General features: G+C 51.3%; 19 protein-coding genes. 10 read left to right on the top strand and 9 right to left on the bottom strand.

Annotated features, from left to right (window positions below):
- Nucleotides 1–68: 68 nt before the first annotated feature.
- From hisD to CVU71_09475, 4 genes are read right to left on the bottom strand one after another with little or no spacing between them, the layout of a single operon-like run.
- Nucleotides 69–1,370: a histidinol dehydrogenase gene (gene hisD / locus CVU71_09490; protein PKN19003.1), complete on the bottom strand. Its 1,302-nt coding sequence runs from the start codon at nt 1,368–1,370 to the stop codon at nt 69–71.
- A 1-nt stretch (nt 1,371) separates the two neighbouring features.
- A complete protein-coding gene (murA, locus tag CVU71_09485; GenBank protein PKN19002.1) occupies nt 1,372–2,622 on the bottom strand; it encodes a UDP-N-acetylglucosamine 1-carboxyvinyltransferase in 1,251 nt (416 codons plus the stop codon).
- Complete coding sequence (prmC, locus tag CVU71_09480; GenBank protein PKN19001.1) at nt 2,623–3,477, bottom strand: peptide chain release factor N(5)-glutamine methyltransferase; 855 nt, start codon at nt 3,475–3,477, stop codon at nt 2,623–2,625.
- 20 nt (nt 3,478–3,497) lie between these two features.
- A complete protein-coding gene (locus tag CVU71_09475; protein PKN19000.1) occupies nt 3,498–4,043 on the bottom strand; it encodes an N-acetyltransferase in 546 nt (181 codons plus the stop codon).
- Between the two features lie 73 nt (nt 4,044–4,116).
- On the opposite strand from CVU71_09475, the gene CVU71_09470 reads away from it, so the two are divergent.
- Nucleotides 4,117–4,620: a hypothetical protein gene (locus CVU71_09470; protein ID PKN18999.1), complete on the top strand. Its 504-nt coding sequence runs from the start codon at nt 4,117–4,119 to the stop codon at nt 4,618–4,620.
- 66 nt (nt 4,621–4,686) lie between these two features.
- Here CVU71_09470 and CVU71_09465 read toward each other — a convergent pair whose 3' ends face one another.
- The 4 genes from CVU71_09465 to CVU71_09450 form a co-directional block, all read right to left on the bottom strand.
- Nucleotides 4,687–5,391: a YggS family pyridoxal phosphate-dependent enzyme gene (locus CVU71_09465; GenBank protein PKN18998.1), complete on the bottom strand. Its 705-nt coding sequence runs from the start codon at nt 5,389–5,391 to the stop codon at nt 4,687–4,689.
- A gap of 6 nt (nt 5,392–5,397) precedes the next feature.
- Nucleotides 5,398–5,994: a septum formation inhibitor Maf gene (locus CVU71_09460; GenBank protein PKN18997.1), complete on the bottom strand. Its 597-nt coding sequence runs from the start codon at nt 5,992–5,994 to the stop codon at nt 5,398–5,400.
- 439 nt (nt 5,995–6,433) lie between these two features.
- Nucleotides 6,434–7,510: a mannose-1-phosphate guanylyltransferase gene (locus CVU71_09455; GenBank protein PKN18996.1), complete on the bottom strand. Its 1,077-nt coding sequence runs from the start codon at nt 7,508–7,510 to the stop codon at nt 6,434–6,436.
- Nucleotides 7,511–7,595: 85 nt separating this feature from the next.
- A complete protein-coding gene (locus CVU71_09450; GenBank protein PKN18995.1) occupies nt 7,596–8,564 on the bottom strand; it encodes a cation transporter in 969 nt (322 codons plus the stop codon).
- A 133-nt stretch (nt 8,565–8,697) separates the two neighbouring features.
- Here CVU71_09450 and CVU71_09445 point away from each other — a divergent pair, with 133 nt between their 5' ends.
- A complete protein-coding gene (locus CVU71_09445; protein PKN18994.1) occupies nt 8,698–9,888 on the top strand; it encodes a 23S rRNA (cytosine(1962)-C(5))-methyltransferase RlmI in 1,191 nt (396 codons plus the stop codon).
- 25 nt (nt 9,889–9,913) lie between these two features.
- Here the strand turns inward: CVU71_09445 and CVU71_09440 are convergent, their stop codons facing one another.
- Complete coding sequence (locus CVU71_09440) at nt 9,914–10,756, bottom strand: rhomboid family intramembrane serine protease (protein ID PKN19165.1); 843 nt, start codon at nt 10,754–10,756, stop codon at nt 9,914–9,916.
- A gap of 105 nt (nt 10,757–10,861) precedes the next feature.
- Between CVU71_09440 and CVU71_09435 the strand changes: the two genes are divergently transcribed.
- The 8 genes from CVU71_09435 to CVU71_09400 all read left to right on the top strand — a co-directional run bounded on the left by CVU71_09435 (nt 10,862) and on the right by CVU71_09400 (nt 20,366).
- Nucleotides 10,862–12,025, top strand: a complete 1,164-nt coding sequence (locus tag CVU71_09435; GenBank protein ID PKN18993.1) for a hypothetical protein — start codon at nt 10,862–10,864, stop codon at nt 12,023–12,025.
- Nucleotides 12,026–12,352: 327 nt separating this feature from the next.
- Nucleotides 12,353–12,877, top strand: coding sequence for a hypothetical protein (locus CVU71_09430; GenBank protein PKN18992.1), 525 nt, complete (start codon nt 12,353–12,355; stop codon nt 12,875–12,877).
- A 32-nt stretch (nt 12,878–12,909) separates the two neighbouring features.
- Nucleotides 12,910–13,365 (top strand): hypothetical protein, encoded by a 456-nt coding sequence (locus CVU71_09425; GenBank protein PKN18991.1) that lies wholly within the window; start codon nt 12,910–12,912, stop codon nt 13,363–13,365.
- 549 nt (nt 13,366–13,914) lie between these two features.
- On the top strand, nt 13,915–15,660 hold the full coding sequence (locus CVU71_09420) for a KaiC 1 (GenBank protein ID PKN18990.1): 1,746 nt from the start codon (nt 13,915–13,917) through the stop codon (nt 15,658–15,660).
- A 1-nt stretch (nt 15,661) separates the two neighbouring features.
- The gene (locus tag CVU71_09415) at nt 15,662–15,988 is read left to right on the top strand and encodes a circadian clock protein KaiB (GenBank protein PKN18989.1); all 327 of its coding nucleotides are present in this window, start codon (nt 15,662–15,664) and stop codon (nt 15,986–15,988) included.
- Nucleotides 15,989–16,383: 395 nt separating this feature from the next.
- Complete coding sequence (locus tag CVU71_09410) at nt 16,384–16,743, top strand: thiol-disulfide isomerase (GenBank protein ID PKN18988.1); 360 nt, start codon at nt 16,384–16,386, stop codon at nt 16,741–16,743.
- 102 nt (nt 16,744–16,845) lie between these two features.
- Complete coding sequence (locus CVU71_09405; GenBank protein ID PKN18987.1) at nt 16,846–18,693, top strand: hypothetical protein; 1,848 nt, start codon at nt 16,846–16,848, stop codon at nt 18,691–18,693.
- A 230-nt stretch (nt 18,694–18,923) separates the two neighbouring features.
- Nucleotides 18,924–20,366 carry a Fis family transcriptional regulator gene (locus CVU71_09400; protein ID PKN19164.1) on the top strand — a complete coding sequence of 481 codons (1,443 nt, stop codon included), beginning with the start codon at nt 18,924–18,926 and terminating at the stop codon, nt 20,364–20,366.
- Nucleotides 20,367–20,394: the final 28 nt, after the last annotated feature.

Raw genomic sequence — 20,394 nt, 5'->3', positions numbered from 1 at the left:
ACATCAGGTTATCGGGGCGTCGGGTGGCAGGCAGGTTGCTTGACGGGTGAAGAATAAACGCTATCCGTTCACTTGTCTTTACCGGTTGTAGAACGCACGAGCACCGAGTTGGCGTGCGCGTCAAGTCCTTCCATCCGGGCAAAATGCTGTGTTTGTGAGGATAGTTTTTCGAAAGCCGTTTGAGAGAAAGACAATACGCTCATTCGTTTGTAAAAATCATAGACACCGAGCGGTGAGGAAAACCGCGCCGTGCCTTCCGTCGGCAGAATATGGTTGGTTCCGGCGATGTAGTCGCCCAGCGCTTCCGGGGTATAGGAACCCAGGAATACGGAGCCGGCGTTGCGAACCTGGCCTAAAAGGTCCGCGGGATTTTCCACCATCAGTTCCAGATGTTCCGGCGCGAAGAAATTGGCCAGTTCCACTGCCTGAGCAATATCGGATGTAATGATGATCGCGCCGTATTGTGACAGGGATTTTTCAATGATCCTCTTCTTGGGCAGTGTTTGCATCTGCCGGTCAATTTCTTTTAACACGCGATCGGCCAGATCCGGGTAAGGCGTGAAGAGCACCGCCGCCGCCATCTCATCATGTTCGGCCTGCGCCAGCATGTCCGCCGCCGCAAAAGCGGGATTGGCGGTTTGATCGGCAATGACCACCACCTCGCTGGGACCGGCGATCATGTCAATGGCGACCTGTCCGAAAACGAGCTTTTTGGCCGCGGCGACATAGGCGTTGCCCGGTCCCACAATCTTATCCACGCGGGGGACGGTTTGTGTGCCGTAAGCCAGAGCGGCCACAGCCTGCGCGCCGCCGATCTTGAAGATGCGGTCAACGCCCGCAACTTCGGCGGCCGCGGCAATGAGCGGATTGAGCCGGCCGTCTTTTACGGGACTGGTCAGGATGATTTCTTTGACGCCCGCAATGCGCGCCGGAATGGCCGCCATGAGCAGTGTGGAAGGATAAAAAGCCTTGCCGCCGGGCGCGTAAATGCCCGCCCTGGAGAGCGGCAGTATCCGCTGACCCAGTTCCACGCCGGCTTCCTCACTCATCGTGTATCCGGATGCCGTTTGATGGCGGTGATATTTTTCAATCCGCCTAGCGGCAAGTTCAATCACATCCCGGTCTTCAGATTTTACAAGGGCCGCCGCTTTTTTTATTTCCGCACCGGTTGCTTCTATGGTTGCCGTTGTCAGGTCGCAGCCGTCAAACTTTTTTGTATAGTAAAACAGCGCTTCATCGCCGCGCAGGGACACGTCATGAATAATTTGGGCCACATTGGTCAAGAGCTCCGGTGTAAAGGCGCCGCCCCTGGCCCGTAAGGCCTGAAAAAAATCCCGGAATTCAATTGCGTCGGCTCGAATGATTTTCATTTTATTGTTTCATCCTTTTAATATCCGCACCCAGCGCGGAGAATTTCTTTTCAATATTCTCATAACCGCGGTCGATATGATAGACGCGGGAAATTTCCGTTGCGCCCTCGGCGACCAGTGCCGCCAGAATCAGCGAGGCGGAAGCCCGCAAATCCGTGGCCATGGTTTGCGCTCCGAATAAGGTGGGCACGCCGCGAACCACGGCGCTGCCGCCCTGAATCACGATATCCGCGCCCATGCGCATCAGTTCGCTGACATGCATAAAGCGGTTTTCAAATACGGTTTCCGTAATGACGGAAAGGCCGCTGCCGATGGTCATGTAAGCCATGATCTGCGCCTGCAGATCCGTGGGGAAGCCCGGGTGGGGAAGGGTTTTGATGTCCACACTGTTGATTTTCGGGCCGGCTTTCACATTCAGGCCTCCGTCAACGGGAGTGATTTTCATGCCGGTGTCCCGCAGTTTGTTGATCAGCGCTTCCAGATGCTGAGGATTGCAGCCCAGTACATTGATTTCACCGCGGGTCATGCCGGCGGCGATCATGAAAGTTCCGGCTTCGATGCGATCGGGGATGATGGAGGCTTCCGTTCCGGAAAGCGATGTGACGCCGGTGATGGTGATGACGTCCGTTCCCGCTCCCTTGATTCTGGCGCCCATGCCGGTGAGGACGTCCGCCAGGTTGACGATTTCCGGTTCCCGGGCTGCGTTGTTGAGAACCGTCGTGCCTTCCGCGAGGGTTGCCGCCATCATGATATTTTCCGTGCCGGTAACGGTCGGCAGATCAAAATAAATATTGGCGCCTCGAAGCCGGTCCGCCTTCGCTTCGATATAGCCGCCGTGCAACTCCACGGAGGCGCCCATGTCCTGAAGCGCTTTGATGTGCAGGTTGACCGGACGCGCGCCGATGGCGCAGCCGCCGGGAAGAGACACGCGGGCATGGCCCATGCGCGCCACCAGCGGCCCTAACACCAGAATCGAGGCCCGCATTGTTTTGACAAGATCATAAGGAGCGACGCTATGGGTGATTTTTTCAGCGCTGATTTTTACCGTGCTGTCGCCTTCAATTTCCACTCCCATATTTCTTAAAAGCTTATAGGTGGTTTTGATATCAACCAGATCGGGAATATTGGAAAATGTGCAGGTTCCTTCCGTCAAAAGCGCCGCCGTCAGCACCGGCAGGGCGGCGTTTTTCGCGCCGCTGATCTGAACATCTCCCTGTAGCGGCTTGCCGCCGTTAATGACTATTTTATCCACTTATTTTCTCCTTCCTTTGATAACGCGAGAAAGTCCCGCGTAATCAGCGCGTACATCAATATGGTCGTAAAAACCGGCATTTGCCGACATGATGGCACGCACACTTTCGCTTTGTTTAGCGCCGATTTCCAACAAAAGCCAGCCATTTTCCGCAAGGTGGCTATGTGCCTGATATATCAATTTTTTGTAAAATTCCAGACCTGTTTGTCCGGCCCAAAGCGCAAGCTTCGGCTCAAAATCTTTGACGCCGGCTTCGAGTGTTTCATACTCCGTCGCTCCGATGTAGGGCGGGTTGGAAACGATAATGTCAAATTCGCCGCAAACCGGTTCGAACAAATCACCCGGAAGAAAGGTGATTGAGTTTGCCAGACCGAGCGCGGCGGCGTTTCTTTGCGCTGCGGCCAGTGCCGCCTCTGAAATGTCGGTGGCTGTTACTTTTGCTTCGGGAATTTCGCAGGCCAGGGCCAGCGCAATTGCTCCGCTGCCCGTTCCGATATCCAGAATACGCGGATGATGAAAAGCCTCTGTCTGAAAGACGGCCAGCGCCTCTTCGACGAGCACTTCCGTATCAGGCCTCGGGATCAGGACATCCGGATTAACGTCCAGCGTCAGCGACCAGAAAGCCTTGCGGCCGGTAATGTAGGCCACCGGCTCGAAGCGCAGCCGCCGTTCGATCAGTTGATGAAAAGCTTTCAGCTGCGTCCCGCCTATGATCCGGTCAGGATTTTTGATGAACTCCATCCGGTCGCATTCCAGACAGAAAGCCAACAGAACTTCCGCATCCAGCCTGGCTGAAGGAATTCCCGCGCTGTCCAGCTTTTGAGTTGCTTTGGCAATAATGTCTCGCATCGTCATTTCGATATACTTTCTTTCCTCTAAACGAGAACCTCAACTTGAATGGCGCCGCCTTTATGAGAATAGTTTGCCTTATAAGCAAGCGTCCTGAGCAGCCGCTTCATGTTATGATTGGTCGAATCAATGACGGATACGAAGCGGAAAATTCCATGCTCTCTGCCGATGCTCAGGATTTTGTCAAGCATGTATTTGCCCAGGCCCAGATGCTGCCAGTCGTCACGGACCGCAATCGCAAAGTCTGTAGCCTTCTCGGCGGTATCATACCCATATCGCGCGACGGCAATCAGGGAGTCTTTTCCATGCTCTTCGATGACCGCGACCAGGGCAAAGTTGCTTTCATAGTTAATGTGCGTGAGCTGGAAGAGCATTTTTTCAGGAAGTTCGGTTACGGGCCTCAAGAAACGCAAATAGACGGCATCAGGAGACAGTTTGTTCAATAGATCCACGATCAGGGGCTTGTCTGTCTGCAAAATCGGCCTGAACAATACTGCTCTGCCATTTTTCAGCGTAAGCCGGCTTTCATATTTTGCGGGATAGCCTTCATTCATCGTTGGAATATATATCATCTTAAGGAAATATCCAATCGGCGATTATTTTTGCTCCGCGTTTATTCCGGTTCATCAAACGGCGCCGCACCCCATGTTTTACGCCCAGAATTCTATTGACACAAAAGGCCGCGCTTCGTATATTGCCGACATGAAAAAACAATGCCTGATCAGTCTTTTTGCCCTTTCCGTCCTGCTTGTGTCCTGTCTGAGCTGGGTCATGGAAAACCCTTCCATTGTGGTAAGCGAGATCAGCCTCAGACCCCGCTCCCTGACGGAGGTAAATCTTTTTCTCGGTCTTGATGTGCAAAATCCGAATCGTTTTGACCTGACGCTCCGGTCATTTGAATATACGGTTTACCTGAACAATGAAAAGATCGGGAACGGGCATCTGGAAAAGGAAATCATGATTCCTGCGTCGGCCACAACGCGGGTCCAGGTGCCGGTCGTTGCAATGTTTAAAGACTGGGGCAAAAGTCTGAAGATCATTATTACCGGTGAAAAATTGCCTTATAAGATTGAGGGAAAGGCCGTCATCAAAGCGGCCTTCGGATCCCACGATTTTCCTTTTTCCAAAGAAGGGCACATTAACAATTAGCCCGGCCTGCAATCCTTTTGATGCTGTTTCCCGTTAAAACCAATCCACCGATGCGGCAAACCGTTTTCAGACGTGCCGATAGGATCTTTCGCCGAAAATTGCCCGTCCCACGCGGATAATGGTTGCACCCTCTTCGATGGCGACTTCAAAATCGTCGGTCATGCCCATGGAAAGTTCGTCCATGCGGATGTTGGGAACAGCCGCGCTGTTTATTTCATCGCGCAGTCTGCGCAGGGCTTGAAAATAAGGACGTGAGGTTTCGGGATCATCCGAATAGGGCGGCATGGTCATCAATCCGCGCACGTTTAAATTGGGCAAGACTGAAATCTGCCGGACAAGATCGAGGGCCAGCGAAGCTTCCACGCCGCTTTTTGATTCCTCGCCGCTGACATTGACTTCCATCAGGGCGTTTAATTTGCGGTTGTTCCGGCCCGCCCGCTTATCCAGTTCGCGCGCCAGCTCCAGGCGGTCAACGGAATGAATCCAGTCGAAAAGGTTGATGACGTATTTGACCTTGTTGGTTTGCAGATGGCCGATCATGTGCCAGGAGACGGTGTGACCGATGGCGGGAATTTTTTCACGGGCTTCCTGAACGTAGTTTTCACCAAACAGCGTGATGCCCGCGTCCATGGCGTCACGGATGCGTTCGGGCGGGACCGTTTTGCTGACCGCCATCAGTTGAATGCCGCCGGGGTCACGGCCCGCCCGGGTTGCGGCAGCGGCGATTCTCTCTCTGATCATGCGGATGTTGGAGACGATTGCTGTTTCCATAAGGATTCACCTGAAATGAATGGCCCCGAAAATTTTAAGTTCTTCCAGCGTTTCACAAAGCGGCAAGCCGATGACGTTGGTATAGGAGCCGCGGATCGCTTTGATAAAGTACGCGCCTTTGCCCTGCACGGCATAGCCGCCGGCCTTGTCGTAGGGCTCATCGCAGCCCACGTACCAGTCCATTTCTTCGGGGCTGATTTCTTTGAACTGAACGGCGGATTGGACAACTCTGGTCTTTGATATTCCGGAAGCGGCGCAGGCGATGGTAAAACCCGTGAATACGGTGTGTTTGCGCCCGCTGAGTCTTTCAAGCATTTCGCGCGCCTGCTTCTTGTTTTTGGGCTTGCCCAGAATCAGGCCGTCAATTACCACGATGGTGTCTGCGCCCAGCACCAGAGCCTTCGGGTATTTTGCGGCGATCACTCCCGCTTTATCATGGGACAGCCTTCGGACGTGAGCGCGGGGGCTTTCGCCTTTGAGATAAGTTTCATCAACGTCAGCGGGAATAATTTTAAACTTCAGTCCCACGGAGCGCAACAGCTCTTCGCGGCGCGGCGAAGCGGAGGCCAGAATAAAAGGGAAGGATACGGAGATGGTCATCATTATTTCTTTCTATTTCCAGTTTTGAGTTTTTATTCCAAATAAAACATTCCCTGTCAATTGTAAATTGCCGTTGCATCTTTCAGCGACTTGGCGTAATCAAATTTAAAATGGCAAATGTGGAGCTGATGATGAAAAAAACAGCGATCTTTTTTTTAGTATTCGTTTTCCTGATGTCGCAGGCCTTTACCGCCTTCGCTTCGGAAAAAATCGTGCAGTTGACCGTTCCCGGGTGTTTTTCATGAGGCGCCGGCAGCAGGATAGGGGCTATCCTGAAGAAAATTGACGGCGTTAAGAAACACCAGATACGGCAGCCGGATATCCTGCTTGTTGTCTTTGACGACGAACGGACGAACCTTGATGTCCTGACGAAGGCGTTGAGCGAAGGAAAATTCCCCGTAAAGGACAAGCCGGTTTATCTGAAAGATTTTCCGGAAGAGGCTCAGAGCAACTGATTTTCTCCGCCGGCTTCCAGCAGGTCTACAATTTTTTTGACATCCTGTGATTGACCTTTTTTACAGATGAGCAGAGCGTCTTTTGTCTCGACGACAATGACATCCTTCATGCCGATCAACGCCACCAGCTTTTTCGGGCTGTAAACAAGAGCGTTTTCGGTGTTCTCAAAGATGGCCTGGGAGCCGCCTGTTGCGGCGTTGCCGTTTTTGTCCCTGGCGGATATCTCCCACAGGGTATCCCAGCTTCCCACGTCGCTCCAGCCGAAACTTGCCGGAATCATAAACACGTCTTTGGCTTTTTCCATGACGCCGTAATCGATGGAGATCGACGCCAGTCCCTTGTAAATCGCCGACAGCGTTCTGGCTTCGGAGGATTTTCCCAGCGAGGCCTTGATGGTCATCAGTCCTGAATGCAAATCCGGCAAAAAATGTTCTATTTCGCTTAAGATCGCCGAAGCTTTCCAGATAAACATGCCGCTGTTCCAGAAAAAATTCCCGTTTTTCACAAAGGCTTCGGCCTTTTTGCGGTCCGGTTTTTCGCGGAAGGCTTTCACCCGCAAAAGCGTCTGGCCTGCGACCCGGCCTATGGATGCGCCGCCTTCCATGTAACCAAAGCCGGTATGCGGACTGGTGGGTTTCAGGCCGACGGTCACGAGTGCGTTCCCTTTTTCGGCCGCCTTGGCCGCCGCGGCGATAACTTTCCGGTATTGGGCAGGATCGGCGATGCCATGATCGGAAGGCAAAACAACCATGACGTCATCTTTGCATCTTTTCTGAACGTGGACAGCGGCCAGGCCGATGCAGGGGGCCGTGTTCCGCCCCACCGGTTCAATCAGAATATTTTGAGCGGGAACCTCCGGCAATTGCTTCATCAATTCCTTGGCATGTTTGCTGCCTGTCACAATCAGAATGTTTTCGGGTTTGACGAGCGGCGAGATCCGGTCAACGGTTTCCTGAATGATTGTCCGGTCGCTCGTGATGTCCAGCAGGTGTTTCGGTTTCCTTTCGCGGCTCCTGGGCCAGAATCGTGTGCCGCGTCCTCCGGCCATGATGACTGCATGCATGTGTTTTCTCCTGTCTGTTTATTTTTGTAAAGCATGGGTTCTAAATGCAGAGCCCGGCTGTGCCATGTAACATGGACATCGTCAACTACCGGATTGCCGGTCGGTGCTTGTCACTTTTGCATTCATTAATTTCTATCGTGACATGAACCAATTCATGTACTTTATGTAATCGTGTTTTATAGTCTTCAAGCGAGTATTGTTCAGCTGTAACCAGCGACACAATGCAGGCATACTGGTTTTGCGCCACTTTCCAGATATGCAGGTCACTTATTTTTGAATCTCCATCGGATTCAATCTCACTTTTGATTTCATCAGCGATCGGATTACCCATTTCCCGTTCCAGCAGAATGCCACTGGTATCCTTCAGTAATAAAAACGACCAGTGGATAATCAGGCCCGCGCCCACAATACCCATAAACGGGTCAAGCCAGTTCAGCTTGAAATATTTTGCGCCCAGCAATGCTGCAATAGCCAGGATGGACGTTAAAGCATCTGCCATCACGTGCAGATAGGCTGATTTTAAGTTTAAATCTTCATGATGGTGCGGATGATGCGAATGTTGATGATCATCACTATGATGATCGTGTTCATGAGCATGACTACCGTTGTTCAGTATTGCCGCACAAACAAGATTGACCGACAATCCCACGATGGCCACAAACAAGGCCTGGTTGTAATAAATGTTCAAAGGGTTGATCATTCTTTCAACAGAAGAAAAAATCATGATCACGGCAACGATGCCCAGCACGACGGCGCTGGTATAAGCGCCCAGAATTTCAATTTTCCATGTTCCAAATGTGAAGGTTTCATCTTTTGCATATTTTCTGGCCATCATATAGGCCATCAGGGATATGCCCAGGGCAAACGCATGCGTTCCCATGTGCCAGCCATCGGCCAGCAACGCCATTGAATTTGAAATCCAGCCGAATATTATTTCGGCCGTCATTGTGGCAAAAGTAATGATGACAACAATGGCTGTTCGTTTTTCTATTGCTTTTTTTTCAGCATTGAAGGTGTGATGATGCTGCCATAACTCAATTTGATTTCTATGCATTGATCAATCTCATCCCCGTTATTTCAGCCGCCTGAGACCTGCCTGACGGGCCATTTAAATTTCCAGGTTTTACAGTTGCTACTTAGTACAATCCGGCTTGCTATTTCAAGCCCGAAAAGCTAGATAAACCATTATGGCGAAAATAAATTATCCTGAAATTATATTGAAAAACGGCAGGGAAGCGTCGCTCCTGCGCGGGCACCCGTGGGTGTTTTCCGGCGCGATTGCCGGGATAAAGGGTCAACCGTCCGACGGCGATGTCGTGCTGGCCAGGGATTCCAGAGGCCAAATGCTGGCTTTGGGATTTTTTAACAGCCTTACGGATATCGCTTTTCGTGTAATAACTCGGGATTGCGAAAAGGTTGTCGACGCGGCTTTCTGGAATGAGCGCGTGCAGGCGGCACTGGAGCTGCGCCTGCGGCTTGTGAACGCAAAGACCAACGCCTATCGCCTGATTAATGCCGAAGGCGACGGATGTCCCGGCCTGATTGTGGATGTCTATAACAATACGCAGGTTATCTCCATCACCACGGCCGGCATGGAAGGGCAGAAACAAAACATCCTGGATGCCTTGATTTTCCATCTGAAACCGGCAGGAATCTACGAGCAGAGCGCCGGTCGTTCACGAGGCCTGGAAGGGCTTCAGGAAAGCAGAGGATTTATCTACGGTGACGATCAGAGAAGCGCCGTGCGGATTATGGAAAACGGCTATCAGTTTGATGTCGATTTCATCGGCGGGCAGAAAACAGGCTTTTTTCTGGATCAGCGCGGCAACAGAGAAAAAATCGGCGCGCTGTCGTGCGGCAGGACGGTTTTAAACTGTTTTTGCTATACCGGCGCGTTTTCGGTTTACGCCGTTGCAGGCGGGGCGAAAAAAGTTGTTTCTCTGGATATTTCCAAATCCGCCTGCGCCGCCGTTTCCGAACATTTACGTCTCAATGGCCTGCCGGTTGATGATCATCCGGTGATTGAAACGGATGTATTTCAGTATTTGCGCGATTTGCGGGAGAGTTTTGATCTGATCATTCTCGATCCACCGGCGTTTGCCAAAACCAAACGCGATGTGTCAAAGGCATCCCGGGGCTATAAAGAAATCAATATGCAGGCCATGAAGCATCTGAACCGGGGCGGGATGCTGGCAACGTTTTCCTGCTCCAATTTCATTGAGGAAGATTTGTTTTACAAAATCGTGCAGGGGGCGGCGCGAGACGCGCAGGCCGACTTGCAGTTGCTGGATAGATTTTCGGCCGGTCCGGATCATCCCCTGGCCCTGGGGCATCCCGAAGGCCGGTATCTTAAAGGGCTGCTGGTGAGAAAATATTAATGCCGGTTTTTTGCTCTGTCAGCCTTTATGATGCGAATTTATCAAACAGTGAAGAAACGACCGCCCAGATTAAGACCCCTGTTGTGATAACGGCGCAGGCGTAGGCCAGTATTTTACTCCAGGCGCTCTCGCGATTCCGGTCATTGTAGCCCATCAGATACGCAATCAGCAGTCCCGACAGAAGACCGCCGCCGTGGGCCCAGTTGTTGATGCCGCTGAAGATGAATCCAAAGATGATCAGTCCTGCCACCCATCCCAGAGCCTGTTTGAAGATAGCGTCCCCGTAAGAACCGCCGCGGCTTTTCCCGAAATAAATGATCGCGCCGATCAGCCCGCAAACGGAGGCCGATGCGCCGATTGTAAAGGGAACGCCCGCCAGCACGGAAACGGCAAAACCGGCAACGCCGGTCAGGATGTAAATGTTGACGAAGCGATGAAGGCCGAATTCGCGCAGCACGAAAGGGCCGAGCTGATATAAGGCCATCATGTTGAAAACGATATGCAGAATTCCACCGTGTAAGAATGAAGCGGAGAAGAGGCTCCAGTAGTTATGATACGCCAGCACCGGCATGGTGCCGCTTGCCCCCAGATTCAAAAGGCTCTGGTTGGAGGGTGACAGGAAGCCGAAAGGGCTGCCTCCCGTAAAAATTCCCCGTGGATCGATCAGCAGCGACAGAGCAAAAAAAGCAATATTGATATAGATAATGGCGGTAACCGGTTCAAACGCAAAAAGGATATTGCGAAGCTTCCCCGCTTTTGCATGCAGGCCGGGGCGGATCAACCCGCAATAAGGGCAGGCCGGTTCGTCCAGACTGATCAGTTTTCGGCAATTGGGGCATAAGATCGAGTTTCGGGCAGCGCTCATTATGAAGTCCTTGTAGATTTTAGTCGGGCATTTAATTAACAACAATAAATCGCGTTGTAAAGAAAAATACGTCCCTTCTTGACTAGGGTGTCTATTGTATGAGACAGAATGCCTATGCAGATCAAAGATCGTCTCACTCTGAAAATTGAATCCGTTGCGTTTGGCGGCCAGGGCGTCGGGCGTGCCGATGGGTTTGTTATTTTTGTGCCTTTCACCGCTCCCGACGATATCGTGGAAATTGAAATCGTTGAACGAAAGAAAAAATTTGCCCGGGGCCGTCTGTTGAAAATCATCGAGCCCTCGCCGCAAAGGACCCAACCGCTTTGCCGGTACTATGGCCGGTGCGGCGGCTGTGCTTATCAGCATATCCGTTACGATCAGCAATTGAAAATTAAGAAAAAACAGATTGAAGAGGCTTTTTTAAAAATCGGGGGGCTATTGCAGCCGCAGGTCTGCGAGGTTATCCCTTCGCCTCACCCTTATGCGTACAGAGGCAAGGCAACGCTTCATGCCGTGAAAACGTCCGGAGGCCTCCAGTTTGGTTTTATGGATGTTTCCGGGGGGAGAATTGTTGATATCGAACGATGTGAAATTATGGATGAAACCATCAATGATCAGATCCGGCAGGCCAGAACGGCAGCGAGTGTCTCCCCGGGCAAGGCCGATTTGACGTTTTGGTCCGATCATCCGGATCGATTCGACGAAACCATTGTACGGGTCGTGAAAGGCCGGGAATTTCTTGTCCCGCGCGAAGGTTTTTTTCAGGCCAATTTGCATCTGACGGACCGGATGGTGGAGGAAGTATGTCGTCTGCCCGGCCCAAAAAAGAGGGAAACCATCATCGACGCCTGCTGTGGCTCAGGACTTTTCTCAATATTTATGGCCCCTTACGCAAAACGGATGGTTGGCGTTGAAATTAATGAAAAATCAATTAAGTATGCGCGCGTAAATGCCGATAAACACGGGATAGGGAACGCGGAATTCATTTGCGGTGATGTCGAGGCGGTTTTGAGAGACCGGATGCAGAAGAAAGATGCCGTTGATTTAATCATTCTTGATCCGCCGCGCGCCGGTTTGAGTCCGGAAACGCTCACCGCAATTTCCGGATTGGATGCAGAGGATATTATCTATATTTCCTGTAATCCGGCCACACAGGCGCGGGATGTTAAGTTTTTGAGCGGGCATGGCTACAGCCTGCGGAAGCTTCAGCCTTTGGATATGTTTGCTCAAACAGAGCACATCGAAACCATCGGTTTGTTGCAAAGAAGGTAAACAAGCAGGTGTCCATGCGGCAACCGCCGCAAAGACCGGCCCTGAATAATGCCCTGTTTTTGCGGCACAATAAGTTCATTGACATTTAAAGAATATCGATATAGGCAAAATATCGGCAGGTTAAAGTGCAAATGAGGGTTTATCATCCAATTGGTAAATATTATGAGCGCTCCCGGCAATCTTTTTCCTGTATCTGCGAACCTGTTAAAGCATTTAATGATCACCTGATTTATTATCCGCCTTTACGATCATACCGTATGGAGGCGGCAGCGAAAGTAGCTGTCAGATTGTTCAGTTTTAGATGTTTTTCACAAGCTGGAGCATAAAATGCCCCGTTCATTTACCAGTCATATTAATAAAGACAAAAAATCATCCGATCTTTTTGAGGATTGGCAGCTGGCGGATGAGCATCCGTCTGCGATGAAATATACCGTAAACCCTGAAGGCGGTGCGGACCATCCCGATGAAAGTCTGGCTACGGGGAATGAGACAATCCTGCTGGTCGATGACGATCGGATTATAATTGATGTTGCCCGGGATATGCTGGAAATTCTCGGCTATCGGGTTATTGTCACGCAACAGGGCCGGGAAGCGGTGGATATTTATGCCCGGCAAAAAAATGAAATCGATCTGGTCATTCAGGACATGGTTATGCCCGGTATGAACGGCGCCGATGTTTTTCAAGCCTTAAAAAAGATCAATCCGGAAGTCAGAGTTATTCTGGCCAGCGGCTATGTCATGAACAAGCAAATTGCCGCTGTCATGGAACAGGGGTGCCGGGCGTTTATGCCCAAACCGTTCCGCCTGGAAGACCTGTCCGTAAAAGTCCGGGAAGTCCTGGATTCACCATAATACAATTTCTGAAAAATATTTATGGCTTTCCAATGAAAATATTGCTATTTCCCGGAAAGGCAAATTATTTTTATATTTCAGGGGAGGATAAAATGGCATCAAAAAGCAAGGACGTCAGGATCGAGCAACGTCGGATATTGGAAAAGAAACTGGAGCTGCGGCTCTCGAAGCTGGCAGGACTTGGGGTCGCAAGTGAAAAAGCTAAGAGTGATCCTCTTGTGAAAAATCTGAAATCGCAAATCAGGGAAACGAATGTCCGTATTGCCGCTTTTGATAAGAACACGGTTAAAATCCAGGAATTGAAGCAGGCCAAAGAGAAGAAACTGGCGGAAAAATCCGCGCCGAAAGAAGAGCAGGCCGCGCCGGAAAAGGAAGCCAAGGCGAAAAAGAAAGCGGTGCCGGCGGAAAAAGAACCCAAAAAGAAACCGGCCGAAGGGGAAGCTCCCAAGAAGCCCCGCAAAAAGAAAGAAGAAGCCCCGGCGGAATAATTTCTCCGGTCAAAAAAGGCAAACTGAAAAACAGTTTGCCTTTTTTGATATTCGGGCGTCCCCGAACGGAATCGCCCCCGGTTTCAGGCATGGAAGGGCGTCCCCGCCACCCCGCCGGTATTGAATATCCTGCTTTTATCGTTCATCAAAGTTACTTATAATCGTTATAAACAAGAGACCTTTGTACACCCCCTCTTTGCATCAATGGCAGTTGGATAAATATTAGTCCGCCCTTTGAGCCTTTAAGTATACCGGTTTGCTGATTATCTAATTTTCAAACAGGGGCGGCCGGTCATCCAGACCCGGTATTTTGGGCGTTTGCATTTTAGCTATTGAAAATTAATAAGTTTTTTGGTACCTTAGCTTGGTGCAAAAAAATGAAATGACGTCATTTTTCCATACCACCGCTCTACCGATGATGATTTAATGCACCGAAGCAAGCGGCCTCATAGTCTTTTATTCTGTTAAGTATTAATTCACTTCAACCTGATTTGCGCTGTTGGAAAGTGTTCCGCTTTTTAATGAGTGTAAATATTCCGGGAGATAACCATGGCTAAGAAGAAGCATGCTGATGTTGTTGTTCTTGAAAAATGCCCGACGGGCATCAAGGGGCTCGATGAGATCACGAAGGGAGGGCTTCCCAAAGGCAGGCCAACCCTGATTTGCGGATCCGCGGGGTGCGGTAAAACACTATTCGCCATGGAATTTCTCATGCGGGGCGCCCTGGATTACGGAGAACCCGGCGTCTTCATGACCTTTGAAGAGACCCCCGAGGATCTCGCGAAAAATTTCATCTCTCTGGGCTTTGATCTCCCTTTGATGGTTTCACGCGGTCTCATCGCCACGGATCACGTTTACATCGAGCGCAGCGAGATAGAGGAAACAGGCGAGTACGACCTGGAAGGATTGTTCATCCGTCTGGGCAGTGCCATTGATTCTGTCGGAGCCAAACGGGTTGTTCTGGATACCATCGAAGCGCTTTTCTCCGGGTTGTCCAATGCCGCCATCATCCGGGCGGAGCTTCGCCGCCTTTTTCACTGGTTGAAAGAACGAGGGGTGACGGCCGTTGTTACGGGGGAAAGCGGCGAGAAAATGCTTACCCGTTACGGGCTTGAAGAATATGTGGCCGATTGCGTGATCCTGCTGGATTTCCGTATCGACGAGCAGATTTCCACCCGCCGCCTGCGTATTGTCAAGTACCGCGGCTCATCCCACGGCGCCGACGAGTACCCGTTCCTGATTGACGAGGGTGGCTTCTCTATTTTGCCCATCACATCCCTGGGACTTGACTACGCCGTTTCCTCCGGGCGCGTTTCCACGGGCGTCCCCAGGCTGGATGCCATGCTTGACGGGAAAGGGTTTTACCGGGGCAGCACCATTCTCGCCTCCGGTACGGCGGGCACCGGCAAAACAAGTTTGTCGGCGACCTTTGCCGACGCCGCCTGCCGGCGGGGCGAGCGCTGCCTTTATTTCGCCTTTGAGGAATCGCCCAGCCAGATTATCCGGAACATGGCTTCCATCGGCATTGATCTGGCTCAATGGGTCAGGAAGGGTCTGCTCAAATTCCATTCCGCGAGGCCTTCGCTTTACGGCCTGGAAATGCATCTTGTTACTTTTCATAAAGTGATTAATGAGTTCAAACCCAGGGTATTCATCATCGATCCGATCAGCAACCTGAGCGCCGCGGGAACAGCATCCGAAGTCAAATCTATTTTAACCCGCCTGATCGATTATTTGAAACTCAAACAGATCACAACATTTCTCACGGACCTTACCCATTTTGGAGGCAGCCTGGAGCACACCAACGAGGAGATATCATCTTTGATCGATACTTGGCTGCTGCTGCGGGATATTGAACTCAAGGGGGAACGCAACCGGGGTCTTTACATTTTGAAGTCCCGCGGCATGGCCCACTCCAACCAGATTCAGGAGTTCCTGCTCACGGACCGGGGCATCGACCTCATCGACATTTACACCGGCGCGGGCGATGTATTAACCGGCAGCGCACGAGCCGTCCAGGAAGCCTCCGAAAAAGCCAATGAGCTTATGGCACAACGTGAGGCCCAGCGCAGACTCCGCGAGCAGGAGCGCAAGAGAAATGCCCTGGAAACAAAGATCGCAGCGCTGCGCGCCGAGTTTGATGTGGAAACTCAGGAGGTGCAGCTGATGGCCCAGGAAGAGCAAATAAGGCAAGCTATATTGGCAGATGACCGTTTAAGAATGGCGCATCTGCGCAGGGGGAAAGCTTTAAATCAGCGGATGCCTGGTTCTAAAAAGAACAGGAAGGGAAAGTGAGATGAAAACGGTTTCAACAGTAAAGAGGAAGAACGCAAAGACTGACGCAACGGAAGAAATCTGGAATCTAAGGTTATATGTAGCCGGTCAGACCCAAAAATCGATTACGGCCTTTGCCAACTTAAAGATGATCTGCGACGAGCACCTTGCGGGAAAATACCGGATTGAAGTGATCGACCTGATAAAAAATCCCCAACTGGCCAAAGGCGACCAGATTATTGCCCTGCCGACGCTGGTCCGGAGGCTTCCTGAACCGATAAAAAAGATTATCGGCGATCTGGCGAACACGGAACGCGTGCTGGTGGGGCTGGATATACGAGTGGTGTGAGAAGAGACAGAAGATAGAAGCACAGCGCAAAGCGCGGGGACCGGCGCATGCCGGTGCAGGAGACAGAAGTTTTCCCCTTTTCTAAAGGGGATTAAGCGGGATTTTTCAAGCAATGTAATTCCTTAAAATCTCCCCTACCCCCTCTTTATACCCTGAAGGGCACAAGTAAAAGAGGGGAATCGTTCAATGAAGTTTTTTAGGAGACAGTTAATACGGCAGTTGATTGAAGCGAGCAGTTTATTGGACTCCTATTCGCAAGTTGTTCGGAATTCCGCAAACAAAGAAGGCAGGAGATAGAGAATAGAAGATAGAAGGTGGGCAATAGGAGATAGAAGGCGGAGACGGAATTCTGGATTCTGTATTCTGGCTTCTGAATTCTGCATTAAGGAGTTGGCATGGATCGTAAAAAAGTAAAAAAAAATACTACTGAAGAATTCGAAAAGGCAGCAGCGAAGCGGAAAACAGAAAAGCATTTGCTCCGGCTGTACGTTACGGGGATGACTCCAAAGTCAACCCGGGCCATCGCCAATGTCCGGACACTCTGTGAACAATACCTGAAAGGCGCCTATGAACTCAAGGTGATCGACATTTACCAGCAGCCCAAACTGGCCGCAGGGGAGCAGATTATCGCCACTCCAACGCTTATCAAGCAGCTTCCCCTGCCGCTTCGGAAGCTCATTGGCGACATGTCGGATACGGAAAAGTTTCTTGTCGGCATTGATTTAAAAACAAAGAAGGCAGAAGACACAAGATAGAAGCGAAGCGCAAAGCGCGGAGACCGGCGCATGCCGGTGCAGAAGGCAGAATAAATAATCTTCATCTTCTGTAGTCTGTCTTCTACTGGAGAGAGCTGATCAATGAATAAAAAAAAGGAGAAAACCCGCGAGCAACTGTTAGCCGATCTGCAGTCACTTACCTGTCGGCTGGAGGAATCCGAGGAAACGCTCCGCGCCATTTTGAGTGGCGAGGTGGATGGTCTGGTTGTCAAAACTCCGGAAGGCGACCGCGTCTTTACGCTGTCGGGCGCCGATCATCCTTACCGGATCATGGTCGAAGCCATGAACGAAGGGGCCCTTATTCTGGATGCAGCAGGCACAATCTTATTCTGTAATCAACGTTTTGCCGATATGACCATAACGCCTCTGGAAAAGATAATGGGAACTTCCATCTACCGTTTCATTAACCCGGCGGATAAAACGTTGTTTGAGGAGTTTATCCGGCAGACGGCAAAGGACGGCAGAAAGGATTTTTCACTTGCGGTTGCCGACGGAACGTTCCGGCCGGTTTTTCTTTCTAAAAGCGATCTGCACAGTAAAACCGCAGTTTCGACATGCCTGCTGGTGACCGATGTTTCGGAGCTGCAGAATGCACAGCAGGCTTTGGAAGAGTCCCTTTGTGAAATGGAGCTTCGGGTTGTAGAAAGAACCCATGAGCTTCGGATGAGCGAGGCGCACGCGCAGATGCATGCCCTGCAGGTACAGGGGCTTCTTGACGCTACACCAGCCATTGTCTGGATGACACAGGACCGGCGCTGCCGGGAAATCAGCGCTAATCGTACCGCCTATCAATTTCTGCATCTTGAAGAACCGACCGATCTTTCCATAACCGCTCATCCTGAAGATCTTCTTCGGCACTGCCGCGTCTTCAAAGACGGTTTGCCGTTGGAGGTAAAAGATATGCCGATGCAAAGAGTCGCTTTGTCCGGCGAGCCGCTTCTGGATTATTCTTTGAGTTTCGTCTTCGACAACGGTGCGGTGCGCTACCTCGTCGGAAACATCGTTCCGCTGCAGGATGAAAAAAATGAACCGACCGGCGCGATCGGTGCATTCATCGATGTGACGGAATATGCCCAGGCTACGCAGGCGCTGGAAGAGAAAGCCGCCGAACTGGCGGCCGCCAACCAGGAGCTGGAAAGCTTCAGTTACAGTGTCTCACACGACCTCCGGGCTCCGCTGCGGGCAATCGACGGTTTTTCCCGCATGCTGGAACAGAAATACGCAGGCCGGCTCGACGCAGACGGTCTGCAAAGGTTAAAGATCATCAGAACGAATGCGAAAAAAATGGGGCAGCTCATTGATGATCTGCTGGCTTTTTCCCGGATTGGCCGCGTGGCATTGAAAATGACGGAAGTCGACATGCAGGTTCTTATCCAGAAGATTTTGCCGGATATAGTAAATGACGCCAAAGGTCGGCAACCCGTGATGAAAATAAATAATTTACTCCCCGTCTCAGCTGATCCCTCCCTCCTTAGTCATGTCATTACGAATCTTCTTTCGAACGCCGTCAAATTTTCAAGGCACAGGATGCCGGCTGTGATTGAAATGACCTGCCGTCCCGACGGCAACATGGTTGTCTTCTGCGTCAAAGACAACGGCGCGGGCTTCGATATGCACTATGCCGACAAACTCTTCGGCGTTTTCCAGCGTTTGCATACTGAAGAAGAGTTTGAGGGGACAGGCATTGGTTTGTCCATCGTCTCGCGCATCATCCACAGACATGGCGGCCGCGTGTGGGCGGAGAGTATGCTGGACCAAGGGGCCTCATTTTATTTTACGCTTCCGGCAATCCGGAAGGCCGACCTCTTGTATGGAGCGCAAGACAGAAGGCAGAACCCGGATGACAGGCGTCAGGAGACAGGGGTCAGAAGACAAGAGGCGCGAGGCGGAAGGCAGAGGGCAGGAGACAGAAGACAGAAGACAGAATAAAAAAAATTCCGGATTCTATCTTCTATTGAAATGAGAACTGATCCATGAACAATTCACACAAAACCCGCCGGCAGCTTCTGGACAATTTGCAGGAAATCACACCACGGATGATTGAAGCCGAAGAAACGCTGCGCGCTATTCTGAGCGGTGGTGCGGATGGTCTGGTTGTCAAAACAGCGGAAGGTGACCGCGTCTTTACGCTGTCGGGCGCCGATCATCCGTACAGGCTCATGGTTGAAGCCATGAACGAGGGGGCTGTCACTCTGGCCAGCGACGGCACGATTCTTTTCTGTAACCGGCGTTTTGCGGACATTGTCCGGGGATCTCTCGACGATATAATGGGATCTTCAATCTATCAATTATTTTCATCAACCGATCTTCCGTTGTTCAAAAACCTTTTTGAGCAGGGCTTAAAGAAAAGCAGCAAGCTGGAACTGGCCTTAAAGACCGGAGACAACAATGCAACGCCAGTTTTGTTATCCATCAGCACGCTCGGGCATACCGACGGGCAAGTCGCGACGTGCATGGTGGTGACCGATCTGACGGAGCAAAAGCGTAATGAATCGATACGGGTAGAGGAGGAGGCCCTGCAAAAAGCCCATGATAAACTCGAATCGCAGGTTGCTGAACGGACGGCCGAACTGCGGACGGCTCTCTCCGAAATTCAAGCCATGAAAGAACAGCTCGAGGTCGAGAATATTTACTTCCGTCACGAGAGCAAAATGAAACATCAATATGAAAATATTATCGGGCAAAGCGACGGCCTCAAGTATGTTCTTTACCGGGCCGAGCAGGTGGCTCCGACCAATGCAACGATCCTTATTCTCGGGGAAACCGGTACGGGAAAAGAGTTGATTGCCGCCGCCATCCATAGCATGAGTCCCCGTAAGGAACGGCTGTTGTTTACGGTCAATTGTGCGGCGCTTCCGGCCAACCTCATGGAAAGTGAATTGTTCGGCCGCGAGAAGGGCGCCTTTACCGGGGCCGACAGCCGGCGGATCGGCCGGTTCGAGGTCGCCAATGGTTCCACCCTTTGTTTGGACGAGATCGGGGAACTGCCGCTGGAGTTGCAGGCCAAGCTGCTCCGGGTTATCCAGCATCACGAGTTTGAGCGACTGGGTTCGTCCCAGACGATCAAAATTGACGTGCGGATCGTGGCGACGACTAACCGGGATCTTGATGAAGAAGTCCGCCGGGGCCGGTTCAGGCAGGACCTTTTCTACCGGCTTAACGTTTTCCCCATCACGGTGCCGCCCCTCAGGCAGCGCAAAGATGATATCCCGCTGATGGTCCAGTCATTCATCGAACGGTTTTCCAGAAAACTGGGCAAGCAGATCACGTCGATCTCCAAGGAAACGATGAAGATTCTGCAGGATTATCCATGGCCCGGCAACGTTCGCGAGCTGGAAAGTATTATTGAGCGGGCCGTCATCTTAAGCCCCGGACCTGTTTTGCAGCTGGTCGATAAGCTGAAGATTTCATCTCCGCAAATTTCATCCGCCGTCAGAACTCTGGAAGAGACGGAAAGAAACCAGATCATGAAGATCCTTGAAGAGACGGGGTGGCGCATTGAGGGCCACGACGGTGCCGCCGCGATCCTGGGCCTTCACGCGAGTACGCTCAGGGCACGGATGCATAAGATCGGAATTGCAAGGCCGGAGACAACCGAATGAGAGTAGCCTGTTTAAGGCAATTATGGTA

This window comes from Deltaproteobacteria bacterium HGW-Deltaproteobacteria-6 (assembly GCA_002840435.1).
GTDB lineage: Bacteria > Desulfobacterota > Syntrophia > Syntrophales > Smithellaceae > UBA8904.
The sequence above is the reverse complement of the archived record's forward strand: the minus strand, read 5'-3'. Positions and strand labels throughout refer to the sequence as shown.